We start from the raw sequence: 17153 nt of genomic DNA, 5'->3' as shown, positions 1-17153 counted from the left end.
TTAACGGTTTATACATTTGCGTTAATATTTAATTTACTTTCTATGCTTAGTACATCCTTGATATCTGTAGTGTAGGGCAGCTTGCTAAATAGTTGCATTATGATATCATTAAGTTGTGATTTTTCTAATGGATGACTTACATAGCTTTGGTAGTTTTGCAAGGTGTCATACACTACAAATGCTGTGCTTATCTCTACCTTTATTTTTTCTGTAGCACTTCTATTAAGCATTTTCTTGGTGATTTGAAGGTGCCAAAGATGAGCTAGGTTAAGATGTATGTGTTGCTGACTAGTGTTTTGCTTATCTGCAAGTTGGCTTAAAATACTTATGTATTTCTCGGCCGCATCGTGCAAAATTTGTAGTCGGTCTGGGTTAATATCAGTTATAGATATGGTTTGAATTTTTATCATAATGTTATTTTATGTACAGCGTGGCTGCGGTTACCGTTAATGTAGAATAGCAATACATTTGCTGCAGAGGCATATGTAGCGTGTGTCAAAACCCTTTTGTGCATTTTATCTATAATTTGGGTCATATCTTTTGAGTTGTCTTTCAAAAAATTATACCAAGTAGGGTTGTAAGTGTTGCCGTTGCTCGCAGTTACTTTTAAATGATCATTGCCATTCTTAAGGCATATCACCATTTTTATTTTGCTGCAATTAACGCAATAGATCTTCTTTTTTAAGTGGCAAGTGCATCGTTTACTTTTCATATCGAGAAGATTAATTTTCTATTAATACCCTCCCTCACTATTACTTTGGCCTCTTGATGCAGCTGATTTAATTTCTGGTGCGTGGTATCAAGGCTGTAACCTGCTTTTTGCGCCAATTGCACATCTGTAATTCCGCTTTTATTTCCAGTTTTCACGGATTTACTTTTAACAATTTTTAAAATTTCATTCATTGTTTAAGCGTTTTTTAATTATTGATTTACTTTGTTGAATTCTTTTTTTATGAGGATGTTTATTTTTTCGTTTACCTCGTGGTTACAATTGTATTTTACATACTCGTACACCGCATCAAGGTTAATTTTTCCCGATAAATATTCTCGTATTTTTAACTGGGCCTTTTTTACATCTGTTTTTTTACGCAAATCTTTTAAGGCCTTTAATTTTCTGCTTTTTTCTGATTCTAAAGCCGTGCTTTCTAGCCTAAAATTGCGGTAAGCATACTCAAAACTGTTATTTTCTTTATACAATCTTGCCGGATCAAAATATAGGCTTGGATAGTGTGGTTGCCAGCTCGGATGATTTTCCTTAAATTTTCTTATTTCTTGTAACACCGCTATATGCTTTTGCCACCTGTCAAAAAGATTTACTTTATTTAGCGTATAGCCATTTGGAGATATGAATTTGGATTTTATCCAAAGATTGTAGGCGTTAACCCAGGCACCCGGGTGAATATCATTTAAATCATTGAAGATTTTTGCCGAAAATTTAAAAATGTCTTGAATAATAACCTCTTTGAAGTCATCTTGATTCAAGGCTCCGTAAAAAACCTCTTGTTTTAAAATCTCTTTGCCAAGACTTCTGTAGTTTTTGTACTCGCCAGCGGCTAAATTTTGGCCCAGCTTACCTTTTTCTACTAGATTTTCGGCTAAAACTTCGCTGATGGTTAATTTTTTCGAGTTTTGGCCGTGAATTTTTTTGGCTGGCTCAATTTTTTGCGGCAGCTTGCCTTTGGGTTTTTTAGTAAATTCTTTAGTACAATCTGATTTTAATGGCGCGGTAGCGTCATTTCCTTTATCTCTTGTATTATACTTAACTAATATATTCTTTCTACTAGATACATTGTTATGCTGAACTTTGTTGGTTCTATTCTCTGTAACTGCTTGATTATCAGTTAAAGCAGTTTTTGGCTTTTTGTTGTCTGTTAGGCTTAAAATTTCCTCGTTAAAAGCTATTTTAACCGGTCGCTTTGAGCCTCTATACTCATAACTATGCAACACCCCTGCTTGCTCTAATCGTTCTCTGTGATGCCTTACAGATTCGGTTGATACCGGTAGGTTTTTGCATCCGTCTTTTTCTGCTTCAACAATTTTGTTGGGGTATAACTCAAGCTTTGGAAGATCACCAGATATATCTACACCTAATTTACTTCTTACTTCTTTTCGCTTGAAAAGTTGCATATTAAATTGATGCAAGAAAGCCATAAAGTACTTTTCTGTATCGGGCTTTACCTCTTGCTTTATATTTCTCTTTCTTAGTTGTGGGCCGTGTTCATTATTGTAGGCTTCTACAGCCTTATTGTAATCTTCTGGTTCAAGATGCTTATGCGTTTCTTTCCATACCTGCTCTTGTACCTTTTGGTCAAAGCTTACAGCATTGGCGCGTCTGTTTTTTATAACCTCTTTGTTGTATTTTCTTACCTCGGCATTGTTCATCCAAACTTGCATATTATATTTTTTAATATGCTTGTTGTAATTAGCTAAGGTCTCCTTGAAATTTGCATTAGTAAGAATAGGATAAATGTATTGCTCTCTATCTGTATTCTCATTGTTTTTTCTTAGCTCTGCAATTGGCTTTGATAGCCCATTCATTTGCAGAATACTGTTGGTTATACTTCCTAGCGATCTTGTACTCATAATATTAAGTTTTTTAATCGGGGAGGGGAGTTCTTTTTACTCGATTCTCCCCGATTGTTGGGCATTTGCCTCTGGGTGAGCTTAAGGAGGGGTTCGAACCCTCTAAAATACCTTTTCTACTTAAGCGGTTAATTATTCATAATTTCTGCGACTAGCATCTCGTGGTTCTCTGGCCAAAAAATGGGGTCTACATTATCATATACACTCTTGCGTTTCTTTTTAGCTTTAGGAGCCGCGCCTATCATTTCTTTTAATCGCTGCAAAAGCAAAGCCTTCTCCTCTTTTGGTAAAGAGGAGACTATTGGCATAACACTATTTGCAGTTAATTGGCTCATTACTGGGCAAGAGTTAAAAGAGGTTTATTCACTTCTTGGGTCTCAAACTCTACCACATCGCCAGATATACTATAAGCTCTATTGGTTTTGGCTAATTCTTTAAAGAATAGTGTACCTAGCGGTGGTCGTACTACTTTAATTTTTATTTTTTCATCTACTCTTAATTGGTTTTCAAAAAATTCACTTCTCAGCAAAAATTCTATTAGTTATATATCTCGCATAACAAAGATTTAATAAGTTGATTTTAAAAAAAAGGACTTCATTTTTCGCTTGTATTTTCGCAGCTGCTTTTCATATATTTCAAGTAATTTTTTCTTTTCATCTTCTTCATAATTAGATTGCTCAACTACTTTTATATTTTGCTTTACGCGTGCAATTGCATTTTTATACCAGCCCGGATTGTTAATATCTATCATCATAGCACAACTTGTTGTTTTACAGCTTTAACAATTAAGGCCGTAGTAGTAAACACGCCTAGTTTTTGCATTAAAGCTCTTTTGTGTTGATCGTATGTGCTTTCTGCTATTCCCATTTTAGAGGCTATAACACTACCCTTGTAGCATTTCTCATTTGCTATTAAGTCTAGCATCTTTACTTCTCTAGCTTTAAGCGGAGTTTTGTCTATATGCAGTTGCTTTTTACCAAAATTTAGACTTATACAATCTGTAGCCTCTCTAAAGTTTTCTGGGGCTTGTAGCTTTCCGTCAACCATATCTGCACGATGATCTAGGCTACCATACATATAATAAATGTAAAGCTCTACTTGTCTTGCATAAGGTAGGTTTACCGGCTCTCCTTCATCATCTACCAAGCTGCTAAGAATTTTCTTTGCTGGCCGATCTTGCTCATAGGCCCTGCAAACTTCTCTAACCGCAAAGCCGGGAAGGTCTTTAAAAGGATGTGTTTGGCCGTTTTGTAAAAACATAACCTCCTTGGTTGCTTTAATGGCAAAAAACTCAATAGAATTATCTGCCGTTTGAATTCCCGCGATTATTCTTTGCGGTGTACTGTTTTTTTTATTAGTTTTGCTCATAGGTATTAGTTTAAGCGTTAATACTTAATTTACTTACCCCATTGCAGTCCAGTGCGTGGGGTTTTTTTTTGGCTCCGATGCATCTTACCAGAGCCATTTTGAAACATCAATCTTTAAAAAAGTTTCAACAAATGCTATATTTAAAAGCAAGAGCGCAAATAAGGCTACCACAAAAAGCATAGTACAAAATAGTGCCCACTGCATTCTTCTGTAAATGCGTTGCTTTTTAAGTAAAGCTTGATAAGCTTTATAATTGTCTAGGGTGTTTTGGTGCTTTTGCATAGATTTATACATGGTTTATTGATTTAGCGGTTTTTAAAAGCTCTTGCAATTCTTGGTTTTTCTTATTTAAGCGTTTTTCTGCTTTTTTTACTTCTAGGTTTATAAATTCTCTAATTACCGGCTCTATTTTAGCATTGGTCTCTAATCCTCTAAAAACCATACTTAAATAAACTTGGGTATAAGTATTACCAAATCTATTTTTAAAGCCTTTTTTAGAGATGAAAGCCTGCATCCTAACAAAAAAATTTTTTCCTATTAGTTTCTTGCAGGCTTTCTGTTGGTTAATCTTTAACATAGATTTCTATTATTGGTGAGATTATTTTAAAAACGTATCTTTGTGCGTGTTGATGTTTCAAAGATACAAACATTTACTAACAATGCAAACATTTACCAACAAATTTATATGTTAAAAACACTTTTTTATAGTCATAATTGTGTGAAGCATTGATTTTAAAGGGTTTTTGAAATGCTAACAAATACTAACAAATTTTGAAGCGGAGTCAAAAAATATTAATTGAATTATTGAATCACCTTAAAATAAGCGCAAATAAGCTTTCTGAGGAGATAGGATTAACTGCAAATACCTCAATCTATCACGTTAAAAATGGTAGAAACGGAATAAGTAGTGATCTAGCGGATAAGATTGTAACCCGTTATCCAGAGATTAGTTATAACTGGCTTTTAACTGGTGAAGGTTCAATGTTAAATAGCAAAGAAGATGAAGGAGTGCTTAATGAGCCGAGGCAGCAATATGAAAAATTGAATAAAGAGGATATAGCCCTTAGTCTTCATCAAGATTTAAAACAGGACCTAAAAGCCATTGCAGAAGGATTGGCCACTAATTTTGAAACAATTAATAAGGGGCTGCTAAGAACTTTACAAGGGCAGCAAAAAATTATAAAATTCATAGAAAATATTAATCCAGAAGAAATTAATAAAGGAGCAAAAGAGCTTTCTAAATTTCTGCAAGAACATAAATAATTATGAGAAAGATATTTTTAGTATTAATTAGTCTGAACCTATTAGGCTGTGCAGAAAAAACTAAAGAAGATAAAATTTTAGAGATTGTAAATAAAAGTAATATTTACGAAGATCAAGTAGAATTAAAAAGAATTCATATTGACACTTTACGAGCTGTAGATTTACTAGAGATCATAAATTCAGATCTTGATTTTGAATATGAAAGTTTAAAAGTTGGTTTAGAAACAATCGGCGATGAAAAAGAACACGAAAAAAGAGTTAATTTATATAAAAACCAAATGCGAGAAATCGATGAAAAAAGGTTTAAACTAAAAAAAGAAATTGACAGTCTAGATTTCTTTTTTGAGGCAATTTATTTAGAAGTCCAAACAAATATAGGCGAAGAACAAGCCGTAGTATTATTTGGTAGTGATAAAAAATTATTTACAATTTCAAAAAAAGAAGATTTTGAAAAAGCAATGTCAAAGATAGAAGACTATGCAAAAGAAAACATAATCAAGCTTTAATCATCAAAAGTCTTTTCAATAGCTTCTTGCTCTTTTTTTGAGTAAAGGTGTTTATTTTCAAGGTACAACATATAGGCTTCAAGTTTTTCTTGGGCAGACAAATTATACCATATTATTGGTGAGAACCGCCTAAAATACAAATTTTTTAACATAAAAAATTACAAACAAAAACGAACATATTTTTAACTATAAAATTTAAAAGTCCAATAGACTTAATCTAAGCAATTTAAGGGGTTTACCCACTCAAAGGGATTTAGCAGCAGCACTTAAAATCCAATGAACATTTGTTCGTACGGGTTCAAGTCCCGTCCCGAGTACTTTAACCCTCAAGATCTTTTGATTTTGGGGGTTTTTTTTGCCTTATATTTAATGCACCCTTATAGATTAGTTGGCTAAAGTAGTCTAGTATTAAAGTTTATTTGCGTCTTATGTTGTGATTTTAGCATAAAAAAAAAGCTCTTGTTACAAGAGCTTTTTTTTTAGAAGTTTGAGACAGCTTATTTATCTCCGTCTACAGTTTCTTTAACTTCTTTAGCTGCTTTATTTACGGCTTCACCAGTTTCGTTGGCAGCGTTTTCAATAGCATCGCCAGTTTCATTGGCAGCGTTCTCGATAGCATCACCGGTTTCATTTACGGCATTTTTTAGCGAGTTCTCGGTATCTTCTGCTGCATCTTCCATGTCGTTTGCAGCGTCCTCAGCAGCGTCTTCCATATCATCTGCTGCATCTTCCATGTTTTCTTCAGCTTGTTCCATCTTGTCTTCAGCTTTGTTAGCTTCTTCTCTACAAGAAACAAAAGAAGTAGAAAGGGCAAATAACATTGCTAATGTAAATACTGTTTTTTTCATAATTTTGGGTTTTTGTGTTACTGTTTGATTTAGTTTTATTCATTGTTTCAAGGGGCTAAAATACTAAACTCCTGAGATATGCAAAATAAAATAAGAAAATTTTTGCATTTAAATAAATCATCTTTTTAGGTGCTGGCCTATTTTATTTAGTATTCTTATAGTGGCTCCAGCTTGTTGGTTTACAATATTTTGAGTTTTTTCACTTAGCTTTTTATGGTAAATTTCGTCACTTGTCATACGATTAATTGTTTTTTTGAAATCTGTTGTATTTTCGATAATTTGTAGCGCTCCAGCGGCTTTAAATAAATTGGCTTCTGGGTATTTATGATAGTTCGGGCCAATACAAATGGGAACTCCAAAAACAGCTGGTTCTAAAATATTATGTAATCCGGTTTCGCCTAAAGCTCCCCCAACGTAGGCCAAATCCGCGTAAGCGTAGATGCGGCTTAGAATGCCAATATTATCAATAATTAAAAGCTTAAAATCAAAATCGCTTTTTAAATCAATTTGAGAGTAACGCCTATAAGAAACATTTAGCATAGACTCTATTTTGCGAATATGGTTTTCATCTACTTGATGTGGTGCAATTATTATTTTAAGATCTTTAGGTAATTCATTTAAAGAAGAAAGAATAACTTTTTCGTCGGTGGGCCAGGTACTGCCGGCTACAAGAAGTTTATGATTTTTCTTAAACGATTTGATAATTGGTAAATGGTTGTCTTGTTGCAATTGTTGAATAACACGATCATACCTAGTATCTCCCGCCCAACTTGCATTAAGAAAACCATTGGCATTTAAAACATTAAGAGAATTTTGGTCTTGTACAAATATATGATTGAATGAATTTAGGGCTTTACGGATGAATTGCCCAAATTTTGTAAAGAGAAAATGGTTTTTACGAAAAACTGCCGAAATTAAGTAACATGGCAAATCGTTTTTAGCAATTACCTTTAAATAATTAGGCCAAATTTCATATTTAACAAAAAGGATAAGATCTGGATTTACAATTTTTAAAAAAGCTTTAGCATTTTTTGGGGTGTCCAGCGGCAAATAGGTGGTGCATATGGCCCACTCATTATTTTTTCTGATTTCATAACCTGAGGGAGAAAAGAAGCTAACAATAATTTCAAGATTTGGGTTTTTCTCTTTGAGTGCGCGTATAATAGGTAAGGCTTGTTCGTATTCACCTAGCGAGGCTGCGTGCAACCAGAGGCGCTTATTCTTTTTTTGCGGAATCGTGTGTTCTAATTTTCTTAGTAGATTTTTTCTTCCTGAAACAAAAAGTTTCATTTTTGGGCTAACCCAAGCTAAAACAGTTAATAAACTTTGAAGAATGTGAATGAATAAATCGTATAGAAATTTCAAAATATAAACTTTTTGCTAAAATAATAGATTCTGTGTTAAGGTTTGAGGACTAGGCGCGTATTATTTCTTATTTTTGTAATCGTTAAAACAAGCTTATGAAAAAAATACAAATGGTTGACTTGAAGGGTCAATTTCAAGGAATTAAAAATCAGGTTAACAGCTCTTTTGAACAAATTTTAGAAAATACAGCATTTATTAATGGACCAGAGGTGCATAGCTTTCAAAGCGAATTAGAAGCCTATCTAGGGGTTAAACACGTGATACCTTGTGCTAATGGTACAGATGCTTTACAAATTGCGATGATGGGGCTTGGTTTAAAGCCTGGAGACGAGGTGATAACTACAGATTTTACTTTTGCAGCGACAGTAGAGGTCATAGCTTTATTGAATTTAACTCCCGTGTTGGTTGACGTAGATGCTGAGAGTTTTAACATAAATCCTAAGGCCATTGAAGCTGCCATTACACCCAAAACAAAAGCTATTGTTCCTGTGCATTTATTCGGGCAATCGGCCGATATGAATGCCATTATGGAAATTGCAGAAAAGTACAACTTATTTGTGATTGAAGATAATGCACAAGCCATTGGCGCAAACCATTACGCTAAAGACGGACATGTTTCAAAAACAGGTGGCATTGGTCACGTTGGAACAACCTCTTTTTTTCCTTCAAAAAATTTAGGTTGTTATGGTGATGGTGGAGCTTTATTTACCAATGATGACCAGTTGGCGCATCATCTAAGAGGGATTGTTAACCATGGTATGTATGAGCGTTATCATCACGATGTGGTGGGGGTTAATTCTAGATTAGATAGTTTGCAAGCAGCTGTTTTACGCGCTAAACTACCACATTTAGATGAGTACAATGCTGCTCGTCGTGCGGCAGCCAAGAAATATTCTGCGGCATTAAGTCAAAATAAAAACTTAATTACTCCAAAAATTATTGAAAGCGATGACACTCATGTCTTTCATCAATATACCTTACGTGTGATGAATGGTCAGCGCGATGCTTTAATCAAGCATTTGCAAGCTCAAGATATACCTTGTGGTATTTACTATCCTATACCTTTACATAAGCAAAAAGCCTATTTAGATGATCGTTACCACGAGAAAGATTTTGCGGTGACCAATCAATTGGTGAAAGAGGTAATTGCACTTCCTATGCATACCGAATTAGAAGAGGATCAAATTGCCTACATTACCAAAACTATAAATGATTTTATTAAATAGGCAAAAGTAGATTATAAAAAAAAGCAGCCCTAGGGCTGCTTTTTTTATTCGTTGTCTGTTGGTAATGTATTGAGTTCTATAATCTCTGAAATAAATTTACCATCGCTAGATATTCCTTCTATAAACAGATTGACTTTACGATTCCAAGTGTTTTCAATGAGAAAATTTGCTTTCTGTTTATTTTTATCTAGAATAAGTTGATCTACCCATTCAATAGCGCCATATTTTTTAAATAGAGGGTTTAAGAAATCTTTAAAGGGAGGGCGGTAAAATTCTTTTGCAGGGTGGTATCCGTTGTTACTTACATATTCATAAAATAAATCGTTAGAGCGTTTTCTCTCTCGGTAATCGAGCTTTGTTTTAATTTTTATAATTCCGTTAAATCCAGTTACCCCAAAACTGCTACCTTGTTTATTAAAGGCAATGTATTCAATATTTTCCATAAATAACTGATTCAAATAAAGATCGGCTGTTTCTGGATCCCTAACTTGAAAATTGTCAATTATTAAAAGTACTTGTCGGTCACCTTTTCCAGTGATGTTTTTTCTAATGTTAGAGAGAATTACCAATTTTCCAATATTTTGTTTAACCAAATAACCCTTTGAACGTATAAAATTAGTCACCAAAACGTGATCTTGATTTATATCTTCGGTGTAAATTACATCGTTGAATCTACGAGGTTTTTCTCTTTTGGCTTTTTTAGCTTGAATAACAATAGAATCGAGTTCTTCTGTACTAAAAATATTATTGCTTAAATTTTTTAAAGAAAAATCGGGACTACCTTGGTCAAGAGCATCATTATTTTTCCATTGGTAATTTTTGAGTGCTGTATTTTTCACCTTTACAGGAAGTATTCTAGCCGTAATTTTTGGCTTTTTTAATTTCTCAGATCTTTCATTTACAGTGCCCAATGATACTTTGGCGCTATCTTGTACATATATGTTTTCCGCGATAAATTCACCGTTCGCATTTACATCAAAAACTTGCGAAAACCCTGGTGTTTTTAAAAATATAGTGGTTTTTCTACGCTCATTGTGATTGAGTATTTTTCCTTTAATAGTAAATCCATTTTCTGCAGCATATTTTAAATTTTTAGCGCCCAATTGATTCCAATCTATTTTTCTCCAACCTTGAGTACATAGCAATAAATCTATTAAGTACTCTCTTTTCCGGCTCGAAATATCAGGATTAAAATAATAACTAGGTTGGTCTAAATGGCCACGAACATACGGTTTTAAAACATTGGCAGAGATAATTGAGTGCGCAGGTTCATAAGCTTCGCTGGCAATGGGTAGTACAGATATACTCATTTGTGATAAAGTATCTATGCGCTTTGAACTAAAAATCTCTACGTTTAAACTATCTAATAAATCTTCTTTAACTTTCGCTTGAAGCGGAATTCTATTTACTCCAAAACTATTGTAAAAGAGACGTTCTAAAATTGGTTCAAACTTATGATTAAAAACCGTAGCTGTATTTACTCCGGCAGGAAGCGCCTTTTTAGGAATTCTAATCTCTAGATTATTTCTTCCTTCTTCGAATTTAAACTCCTGAGAAAATAGCTTTCCATCTTTATGAATCAAGAGATAAAAGGGTTTATTTTTAATTTTATCATACGAGGTTTTGTTAGTGTTTACTTGTATAGCCGTGTAATTTTGCGGCATAGTATTAATCGTGAGGTTTATTCCAATATTTTTTACACTGCTTAAATTGTGCGAATAGCTCTCGCCAAATTCTGTTTCGATGTGCACCGTAAACTGTTCGGCTTGAGGTACAAAGTTAAATTTACTAGTACCAAATTGATTTGATTTAAAACGTAGCAGGGTGTCATTATTTTGATTTACTAAAACCGCTGTATAATTTTTTACAGGTTTACCATTTTCATAATTAGCTTTTAAGGCAACAACATTGGCTGTATTTTTTAACAAATGGCCTCCCTCAGGGAAATCTTGAATAAAAATTTTAGGTCTAACAGTCTTTGTTGGTTCGGAAACAGCAATTTTTTGGTTATTAAGTATTTCCAACTCTTGGGTGTAAGAATAGTTGGGATTGAAGTTTTTAAGGTATTGGGTTGAAATTACAGCTACATATTTTCCAGGTTTAAAAATAGCTTTGTTTAGCTTTACAAAACTGGAGCCGGTACCATTTTCTATATAAATTTGATAATTGTTTAGAACACATTGATTGTCTTCATTGTATATGCTTAAAAGGGCGTTACTGGTAAGCTGTCTAGGGGTTCCCGTATGAGAGCTATTAGCGTAAACGGTTAGCCATAAATCTTCACCTGGAAGAAACTTGGTTTTATTAAAGTGTGCGAACAAGACTTCGTAGTCGTTTTTTTCATTTGCCAGGTAATCGCTTTTTAATTGTTTAAGAGATTGAAATTGAGCAAAGCTTGTTGTGGCCCAAAAAAGGGCTAAAATGAAAAAAGTAGCTTTCATAAATGTTAATTTTATGCAAAGCTACTTCTTTTAATTGTTAAAATAAAATTTTATAGTTCAGCGGCGAAGGTTGGCATCTTTCGATCTACTTTTTTAATAAGCCCCTGCAAGACTTTACCTGGTCCCACTTCGGTGAATTGTGTCGCTCCATCATTAATCATTTGTTGAACACTTTGCGTCCACTTGACCGGTGCGGTTAGCTGAAAAATCAAATTTTTCTTTATTTCATCTGGATTGGTTACTCCAAAGGTGGTTACATTTTGGTATACCGGGCAAGTAGGCGTATTAAACTGTGTCTCCTCTATGGCTTGAGCCAGTTCTTCACGTGCGGGCTCCATAAGTGGAGAGTGAAAAGCGCCTCCTACGGGTAACAAAAGTGCACGTTTGGCTCCTTTTTCTTTAAGTGCAGCACAAGCCTCTTCTACTGCTTTTGTTTCTCCAGAAATAACTATCTGTCCTGGACAATTATAGTTAGCAGCAACTACTGTTCCTTCTATATTTGCGCAAACGGCTTCAACCATTTCATCTTCTAAACCTAAAACAGCGGCCATTGTAGAGTCTTGGAGCTCACAAGCTTTTTGCATTGCTTGCGCACGCTTAGCTACTAACTTTAAAGCATCTTCAAAACTCAAAGTGTTGTTGGCTACAAGTGCAGAAAATTCCCCTAAAGAATGACCTGCTACCATATCTGGTTGGCCTGCTTCGCCTAAAATTTTATGCATAATTACCGAATGTAAAAATATAGCCGGTTGTGTTACTTTGGTTTGCTTTAAGTCTTCAGCACTACCCTCAAACATAATATCGGTTATAGGAAATCCTAATATTTTATTTGCCTTGTTGAACAAATCTTGTGCTTCAGGATATTTTTCATATAAATCTAACCCCATGCCGGGATATTGAGCTCCTTGTCCTGGAAAAACATATGCTTTCATAGTCATGTTATTTAGTTGGAGCAAAAATAAGAAAAAAGATAGCTTGTAAAAATTAACTTTTCATCGGACTACATTAATTTACTTATTTCACTTATTTTGGCCACCACTAATAAGATGCTAACTTATAAGTCGAGGTGTCCTTTTTTTCCTATATCTTGTTTCTCGCCTGTTATACTACCTTTAGCTATTTTTAAAAAGCTAATGAATTTATTGGTTTTGGTATCCCAATAATAAGCTTTAGTAGGCGTAAACTTAAGCGCGGTTAAATTAGGATCATCTACACCATTAAACCAATTATCAGAAATACTCGTGTATAAGTCCTTTAAAATAGTATCATCCAATACAATTTTTGTTTTGCCATAAACCGATACAAAGGTATTGGCTTGGGTATCGTTGTAGATAAGTTGTGTATTTCTGGATTGAGTGATGTTTTTATTGTGTTCACTATCACCCGGACTTAAGAACCAAATATTTCCTTCTTCGTCAATCTTTTTTTGCGTCATAGGATTAGCATGAATGGGGCGCTTATCTAATCCCGTAAGCATCATGCAAGTTTCTATTGAGTTTGTTAGATTTTTTAATTTTTCAAGTGCTTCTTGATCGTTTTTGTTTACAGTACTCATGTTTTTTCTTTAAAGTTACAATCGAAAGCGACAGTTTACTGTTTAAAAATTATTAAAAAAACGACTCTATTTGTTAATTTACCTGTATTTTGTTATTATTTCTTGGCAAGGATTGTAGTATGATTTGCCAAAACTATTTAAATGAACAAGAAGGAAGTAAAGTTGCCAAATGGCTAAATCTTTTTTCCAATTTGTGGGCATGGAATAAACTTCATGGTAACTATCTACCCAAGACGAATCAAATCCGCCAAACAACTCCATCATAGCCCAATCCATAGGGCGTGGAGCAAAACAACAAGCGGTGTCAATTACACTAGGACGCCCTTTTTCATCAGATAGTAAATTTCCGTGCCATAAATCGCCGTGAATCAAAGCCGGCTTTTCATCTGAAATAAGATTCTCTAAATTTTTATAAAAACTATCGAGAGCGTTAAAATGGAATCCTTTTTTACGTGCTAACTCAAATTGTGGTTCTAATCTATTGTAAATAAAAAAATCGAATGCCTTTTGTTTTTTCGGGGCGTTCGACTGCTTTAACTGGCCTATATAATTATCAAAATGCAATCCGAAAAAATTATTTGTTGTCAAGTGAGTTAAAGCGAGCTGCCTACCAAATATTTCCCAATAATCACTACTTTTAATTTTGTTGGGCATATATTCCATCAAGAAATAGTGAGTCTGTGCTAGTTTATTTATTTGTGTAACTTGCGGTGTGCTTAAAGCAGCCTCTCTTTCGAAAAAATGAAGTGAATCGGTTTCAAGTTGGCACTGATGCTGGGCGTTTTCTCCAGTAAATACCTTAAGTACAAAATTTGCTTGATTGGTATCGGTAATAAGATAAATCTCAGCTTTATCGTTTTGGCTAATGCAGCAATGCTTTTTGAGATTTATTTGCTCTTTTATAGCAATCTGACTGATCAACATTAACGACTAAATTTTTATATAACTGGTGTAGGAGAAACTATATGCATGCTTATTGTCTGCCGGGTGGAATTTTTGTTTTGTGATTCTCCAATTTTGTTTATTAAATTGAGGGAAGAAAGCATCGGCTTCAAAGGTGCCATTTACCCAAGTTAACTCTAAGCGATCTGCTTTTTCTAATCCTAAAGCATAAATCTCACCTCCTCCAATTATAAAGCAATCTTCTTCTTTAGGAACTTGTTCTAGCGCTTCTTCTAAAGAATGCACCACTACCGCACCTTCCTTTTGATAGTCTTTTTGCCGAGTAATTACCAAGTGTCTTCGATTAGGGAGTGGTTTCGGAAATGATTCAAAGGTTTTTCGCCCCATTATAATATTATGATATGAGGTGATTTTCTTAAACCTTTTAAAATCATCTGGCAGGTGCCAAAGAAGCTCATTGTCTTTTCCTAAAGCAAAATTCTGCCCAATTGCGGCAATCATAGTAATCATAAAATTATTGATTATAGGGTTTAATGCTATCTAAATCATCATCCTTATTAATGTCATGGGGATTATTCGTTTTAAAATGAGGCAAAGGATATTCCTTATCTACTCTTTCTTGAAGCTCTGCAATGCGCTCTTTCTGCTTGCTTACCAATAACTCTAATTGTTTATTCTCCCAATCCTTGTTCATAAACTTACTCATCAATAACACATTTATAGTGTGAATTAATAAAATAAAAAGCCACAGCACAATAGCCCAAACAAACCAGTCGACGTCAAAAAGCCTAATTTCTTTGCCAAAACCAAGAACTAAGTTTAGGAGAATGAAAAGAATGCTGCCTGCCAGAAATAAAACAAAATGCCGTGATAAATTTTTCTTTTGTTTAATGCGGTGTTGTGCATTCTCTATAAGCTGTTTTTGCTCAGGATCGATACTTGGTTTTTTTGACGATGAAGGAGCCATAATTTTTACATTTATTTGATTATATTCAAATGTACTATTTTTCTATATAAAACAAGAGGCATGAACAATTTAGACCAACTTTTTCCTGGGCTTTCAAATAGCGTTTATCTCAACACCCCGGCTATGGGTCTTATTCCTCAAAATGTTTATAATTATAAGAAAGATATACTTGATTTACACCTGCAGCATCCGACAAGGTATTTTGAAAATTATGATTCCCAATTGAACCAAGTAACTAATTATTTAAAACGCTTGCTAAGAGTTAAAAATGGGAATATTGCTTTTACCCCTAACTTTTCATTCGGATTTCACGGGGTATTGAGTGGTATTTCACCGAATAGCAAAATTATGTTTATAGAAAATGATTACCCATCAATCACCTTAGCCGTTAAAAAATGGGATTTTCAATTTCGAGAAATAGCGCTTAAAGCGGATATCGAAGAAACTATATTTAAGGCTTTCAAAAAAGAACAACCCGATGTATTTATCTTTAGTGTCATTCAGTATTTAAACGGTTTAAAATTGAATGCTTCTTTTATAAAGAACTTAAAACAAATTTTTCCACAAACGCTATTTATAGCCGACGGCACCCAATTTTGCGGTACCGAATCTTTCAATTTTGAGGAATCAGGTATAGATATTTTAGGGGTTAGTGCCTATAAATGGCTGCACGCCGGTTGGGGTAGTGCCTTTTTTGTCTTTCGTAAAGGATTAGAAATGCGTGTGCAGCCTAAAACTATAGGCTCAAATGCTGTAGATAAAGAAAGCGCTTTGCAAGCTATACCTCTACATAAAAAATTAGAACCTGGGCATTTAGATTTAATGCAGCTAGGTTCATTGGCGCCTGCTTTAGAGACCCTTTTTGAAATTGGCGAAGAAAAAATCTACAAAAAAATTGAGCAAATCAGTAGAACCGCTAAAACAGCCTTTGCTGAGTTGAACTTGTTAGAAAATCAAATCATAAAACAGAGCACCTCTTCTCCCATATTTAATTTGCAAATAGATACTAGAAACTTAGCCTATTTAAACAATCAAAATATTATTTGTGCACAGCGTGGTCAAGGTATTCGTGTTGGTTTTCATTATTATAATAGTATCCAAGACTTAAGCTATTTGCTAAAGGCGCTTAAAAATTTACCTTATTAAGCAAATCCTGCTTTTTTCTTGAAAATATAATTTTTATAATAAGCGCGTTGATCGGTAAAAGTATTGACTATTTCTAAGCCAGCTTTATCTGCAAGCCAAGCTACGGTGGCATCGTCATACTTCTGACTTATTTCGCAATGTATACTTTCATAAGCTTCAAAATTTACGGCAAGATCTAATTTTTTAATGTGCACTTGTTGTGCTTCTTGACAAACTAAGAAGCTTTTGGCGGTACCGGTTTCTGGGTTATAAGTCTCCCAATGTTTAAATTGATCTACATTAAAATTTGCATCCAACTGTTTATTGATGCGGTGTAATAAATTTTTATTGAATTCAGCGGTAATACCGGCAGCATCGTTGTAGGCATTAAGTATTACTTGAGGGTCCTTTTTTTGATCAAATCCCATAAATAGCAAATCGTCTTTTTGCATAGACTTTTGAATATTCTTCAAAAAAAGAATTGCTTTTTTATGGTCTAAATTACCAATATTTGATCCTAAAACAAGGAGAACTTTTTTACGTTTTATATAGCCCTTTAAGCGCTTTAAAACTTTGAAATAACTTCCCTGTAAAGGTTCTATATGCAAGTCTGGGAGTTCTAGTAACAACCTCTCTTGCAAGTCTTCTAAACTATGAAGGCTAATATCAATTGGTAAATAGGAGAAATTTGCATCCGCTTTAAGCAAGCCTTCTAAAATAACTTTTGTTTTTTTTCCATCGCCTGCGCCAAGCTCAATTAAATCAAATCCTGCCTTGTTGTCAAAAATTGAACATAATTCTTTTTGATGAGTGTTTATAATTTCATGCTCGCAGCGGGTCAAATAATACTCGGGCATATGCATTATTTGTTGAAATAACTTATCGCCTTTTTGGTCATAGATATATTTACTGTCGAGATATTTAGGATAGCTGCTTAATCCTTTTAAAACATCTTTTTCAAAATCGCTTTTTAAGGATTTTATTTTGGTTTTTTTCATAGTGT

23 protein-coding genes are annotated in these 17153 nt (G+C 34.1%); 4 read left to right on the top strand and 19 right to left on the bottom strand.

Annotated elements, in window-relative coordinates; genetic code table 11:
- Positions 1–8 precede the first annotated feature (8 nt).
- From FT993_RS03450 to FT993_RS03405, 10 genes are all read right to left on the bottom strand, one after another.
- A complete protein-coding gene (locus FT993_RS03450; protein ID WP_147861149.1) occupies positions 9–410 on the bottom strand; it encodes a hypothetical protein in 402 nt (133 codons plus the stop codon).
- Positions 407–643 carry a hypothetical protein gene (locus FT993_RS03445; protein WP_147861148.1) on the bottom strand — a complete coding sequence of 79 codons (237 nt, stop codon included), beginning with the start codon at positions 641–643 and terminating at the stop codon, positions 407–409. The genes FT993_RS03450 and FT993_RS03445 overlap by 4 nt, the downstream gene beginning before the upstream one ends.
- A 65-nt stretch (positions 644–708) precedes the next feature.
- Complete coding sequence (locus FT993_RS03440; protein ID WP_147861147.1) at positions 709–903, bottom strand: hypothetical protein; 195 nt, start codon at positions 901–903, stop codon at positions 709–711.
- 18 nt (positions 904–921) lie between these two features.
- Positions 922–2583: a hypothetical protein gene (locus FT993_RS03435; protein WP_147861146.1), complete on the bottom strand. Its 1662-nt coding sequence runs from the start codon at positions 2581–2583 to the stop codon at positions 922–924.
- A gap of 128 nt (positions 2584–2711) precedes the next feature.
- Positions 2712–2918, bottom strand: coding sequence for a hypothetical protein (locus FT993_RS03430; protein ID WP_147861145.1), 207 nt, complete (start codon positions 2916–2918; stop codon positions 2712–2714).
- On the bottom strand, positions 2918–3112 hold the full coding sequence (locus FT993_RS03425; protein WP_147861144.1) for a hypothetical protein: 195 nt from the start codon (positions 3110–3112) through the stop codon (positions 2918–2920). Before FT993_RS03425 ends, FT993_RS03430 begins: the two co-directional genes overlap by 1 nt.
- Before the next feature lie 36 nt (positions 3113–3148).
- Positions 3149–3337 (bottom strand): hypothetical protein, encoded by a 189-nt coding sequence (locus FT993_RS03420; RefSeq protein ID WP_147861143.1) that lies wholly within the window; start codon positions 3335–3337, stop codon positions 3149–3151.
- Complete coding sequence (locus FT993_RS03415) at positions 3334–3951, bottom strand: response regulator transcription factor (protein ID WP_147861142.1); 618 nt, start codon at positions 3949–3951, stop codon at positions 3334–3336. Before FT993_RS03415 ends, FT993_RS03420 begins: the two co-directional genes overlap by 4 nt.
- A gap of 84 nt (positions 3952–4035) precedes the next feature.
- Positions 4036–4233 carry a hypothetical protein gene (locus FT993_RS03410; protein WP_147861141.1) on the bottom strand — a complete coding sequence of 66 codons (198 nt, stop codon included), beginning with the start codon at positions 4231–4233 and terminating at the stop codon, positions 4036–4038.
- A gap of 4 nt (positions 4234–4237) precedes the next feature.
- A complete protein-coding gene (locus FT993_RS03405) occupies positions 4238–4528 on the bottom strand; it encodes a hypothetical protein (protein WP_187240743.1) in 291 nt (96 codons plus the stop codon).
- 194 nt (positions 4529–4722) lie between these two features.
- Between FT993_RS03405 and FT993_RS03400 the strand changes: the two genes are divergently transcribed.
- Both FT993_RS03400 and FT993_RS03395 read left to right on the top strand, forming a co-directional pair.
- Positions 4723–5214, top strand: coding sequence for a hypothetical protein (locus FT993_RS03400; RefSeq protein WP_147861139.1), 492 nt, complete (start codon positions 4723–4725; stop codon positions 5212–5214).
- A 2-nt stretch (positions 5215–5216) separates the two neighbouring features.
- Entirely contained in the window at positions 5217–5720 is a 504-nt protein-coding gene (locus FT993_RS03395) for a hypothetical protein (protein ID WP_147861138.1), read from the top strand.
- 497 nt (positions 5721–6217) lie between these two features.
- Here the strand turns inward: FT993_RS03395 and FT993_RS03390 are convergent, their stop codons facing one another.
- Positions 6218–6568, bottom strand: a complete 351-nt coding sequence (locus FT993_RS03390) for a hypothetical protein (RefSeq protein ID WP_147861137.1) — start codon at positions 6566–6568, stop codon at positions 6218–6220.
- A 117-nt stretch (positions 6569–6685) separates the two neighbouring features.
- Positions 6686–7933, bottom strand: a complete 1248-nt coding sequence (locus FT993_RS03385) for a 3-deoxy-D-manno-octulosonic acid transferase (protein WP_147861136.1) — start codon at positions 7931–7933, stop codon at positions 6686–6688.
- A 95-nt stretch (positions 7934–8028) separates the two neighbouring features.
- Here FT993_RS03385 and FT993_RS03380 point away from each other — a divergent pair, with 95 nt between their 5' ends.
- A complete protein-coding gene (locus FT993_RS03380; RefSeq protein ID WP_147861135.1) occupies positions 8029–9159 on the top strand; it encodes a DegT/DnrJ/EryC1/StrS aminotransferase family protein in 1131 nt (376 codons plus the stop codon).
- 44 nt (positions 9160–9203) lie between these two features.
- On the opposite strand, the gene FT993_RS03375 is transcribed toward FT993_RS03380, so the two are convergent.
- The 6 genes from FT993_RS03375 to FT993_RS03350 form a co-directional block, all read right to left on the bottom strand.
- Entirely contained in the window at positions 9204–11600 is a 2397-nt protein-coding gene (locus tag FT993_RS03375; RefSeq protein WP_147861134.1) for a hypothetical protein, read from the bottom strand.
- A gap of 50 nt (positions 11601–11650) precedes the next feature.
- Positions 11651–12532 (bottom strand): ACP S-malonyltransferase, encoded by an 882-nt coding sequence (fabD, locus tag FT993_RS03370; RefSeq protein ID WP_147861133.1) that lies wholly within the window; start codon positions 12530–12532, stop codon positions 11651–11653.
- Between the two features lie 122 nt (positions 12533–12654).
- Complete coding sequence (locus FT993_RS03365; protein ID WP_147861132.1) at positions 12655–13155, bottom strand: pyridoxamine 5'-phosphate oxidase family protein; 501 nt, start codon at positions 13153–13155, stop codon at positions 12655–12657.
- Positions 13156–13233: 78 nt separating this feature from the next.
- On the bottom strand, positions 13234–14079 hold the full coding sequence (locus FT993_RS03360) for a fructosamine kinase family protein (RefSeq protein ID WP_147861131.1): 846 nt from the start codon (positions 14077–14079) through the stop codon (positions 13234–13236).
- Between the two features lie 6 nt (positions 14080–14085).
- Positions 14086–14568, bottom strand: a complete 483-nt coding sequence (locus FT993_RS03355; RefSeq protein ID WP_147861130.1) for a dihydrofolate reductase — start codon at positions 14566–14568, stop codon at positions 14086–14088.
- 4 nt (positions 14569–14572) lie between these two features.
- Positions 14573–15025, bottom strand: a complete 453-nt coding sequence (locus FT993_RS03350; protein WP_147861129.1) for a 2TM domain-containing protein — start codon at positions 15023–15025, stop codon at positions 14573–14575.
- 60 nt (positions 15026–15085) lie between these two features.
- On the opposite strand from FT993_RS03350, the gene FT993_RS03345 reads away from it, so the two are divergent.
- Positions 15086–16171, top strand: a complete 1086-nt coding sequence (locus FT993_RS03345) for an aminotransferase class V-fold PLP-dependent enzyme (RefSeq protein ID WP_147861128.1) — start codon at positions 15086–15088, stop codon at positions 16169–16171.
- Here FT993_RS03345 and egtD read toward each other — a convergent pair.
- Entirely contained in the window at positions 16168–17148 is a 981-nt protein-coding gene (gene egtD, locus FT993_RS03340) for an L-histidine N(alpha)-methyltransferase (RefSeq protein WP_147861127.1), read from the bottom strand. The two genes, FT993_RS03345 and egtD, sit on opposite strands and share 4 nt — an antisense overlap.
- Positions 17149–17153: the final 5 nt, after the last annotated feature.

Origin of the sequence: Mesonia sp. HuA40, assembly GCF_008017835.1 — a bacterium.
Lineage (GTDB): Bacteria > Bacteroidota > Bacteroidia > Flavobacteriales > Flavobacteriaceae > Mesonia.
The sequence above is the reverse complement of the archived record's forward strand: the minus strand, read 5'-3'. Positions and strand labels throughout refer to the sequence as shown.

What these genes read in the sequence shown, in the direction of transcription:
- FT993_RS03345 (WP_147861128.1), top strand. Translation starts at nt 15,086, where the DNA reads ATGAACAATTTAGACCAACTTTTTCCTGGGCTTTCAAATAGCGTTTAT.
- FT993_RS03420 (WP_147861143.1), bottom strand. Translation starts at nt 3,337, where the DNA reads ATGATGATAGATATTAACAATCCGGGCTGGTATAAAAATGCAATTGCA.
- egtD (WP_147861127.1), bottom strand. Translation starts at nt 17,148, where the DNA reads ATGAAAAAAACCAAAATAAAATCCTTAAAAAGCGATTTTGAAAAAGAT.
- fabD (WP_147861133.1), bottom strand. Translation starts at nt 12,532, where the DNA reads ATGAAAGCATATGTTTTTCCAGGACAAGGAGCTCAATATCCCGGCATG.
- FT993_RS03450 (WP_147861149.1), bottom strand. Translation starts at nt 410, where the DNA reads ATGATAAAAATTCAAACCATATCTATAACTGATATTAACCCAGACCGA.
- FT993_RS03415 (WP_147861142.1), bottom strand. Translation starts at nt 3,951, where the DNA reads ATGAGCAAAACTAATAAAAAAAACAGTACACCGCAAAGAATAATCGCG.
- FT993_RS03395 (WP_147861138.1), top strand. Translation starts at nt 5,217, where the DNA reads ATGAGAAAGATATTTTTAGTATTAATTAGTCTGAACCTATTAGGCTGT.
- FT993_RS03375 (WP_147861134.1), bottom strand. Translation starts at nt 11,600, where the DNA reads ATGAAAGCTACTTTTTTCATTTTAGCCCTTTTTTGGGCCACAACAAGC.
- FT993_RS03435 (WP_147861146.1), bottom strand. Translation starts at nt 2,583, where the DNA reads ATGAGTACAAGATCGCTAGGAAGTATAACCAACAGTATTCTGCAAATG.
- FT993_RS03445 (WP_147861148.1), bottom strand. Translation starts at nt 643, where the DNA reads ATGGTGATATGCCTTAAGAATGGCAATGATCATTTAAAAGTAACTGCG.
- FT993_RS03440 (WP_147861147.1), bottom strand. Translation starts at nt 903, where the DNA reads ATGAATGAAATTTTAAAAATTGTTAAAAGTAAATCCGTGAAAACTGGA.
- FT993_RS03410 (WP_147861141.1), bottom strand. Translation starts at nt 4,233, where the DNA reads ATGCAAAAGCACCAAAACACCCTAGACAATTATAAAGCTTATCAAGCT.
- FT993_RS03390 (WP_147861137.1), bottom strand. Translation starts at nt 6,568, where the DNA reads ATGAAAAAAACAGTATTTACATTAGCAATGTTATTTGCCCTTTCTACT.
- FT993_RS03380 (WP_147861135.1), top strand. Translation starts at nt 8,029, where the DNA reads ATGAAAAAAATACAAATGGTTGACTTGAAGGGTCAATTTCAAGGAATT.
- FT993_RS03365 (WP_147861132.1), bottom strand. Translation starts at nt 13,155, where the DNA reads ATGAGTACTGTAAACAAAAACGATCAAGAAGCACTTGAAAAATTAAAA.
- FT993_RS03405 (WP_187240743.1), bottom strand. Translation starts at nt 4,528, where the DNA reads ATGTTAAAGATTAACCAACAGAAAGCCTGCAAGAAACTAATAGGAAAA.
- FT993_RS03430 (WP_147861145.1), bottom strand. Translation starts at nt 2,918, where the DNA reads ATGAGCCAATTAACTGCAAATAGTGTTATGCCAATAGTCTCCTCTTTA.
- FT993_RS03355 (WP_147861130.1), bottom strand. Translation starts at nt 14,568, where the DNA reads ATGATTACTATGATTGCCGCAATTGGGCAGAATTTTGCTTTAGGAAAA.
- FT993_RS03360 (WP_147861131.1), bottom strand. Translation starts at nt 14,079, where the DNA reads ATGTTGATCAGTCAGATTGCTATAAAAGAGCAAATAAATCTCAAAAAG.
- FT993_RS03350 (WP_147861129.1), bottom strand. Translation starts at nt 15,025, where the DNA reads ATGGCTCCTTCATCGTCAAAAAAACCAAGTATCGATCCTGAGCAAAAA.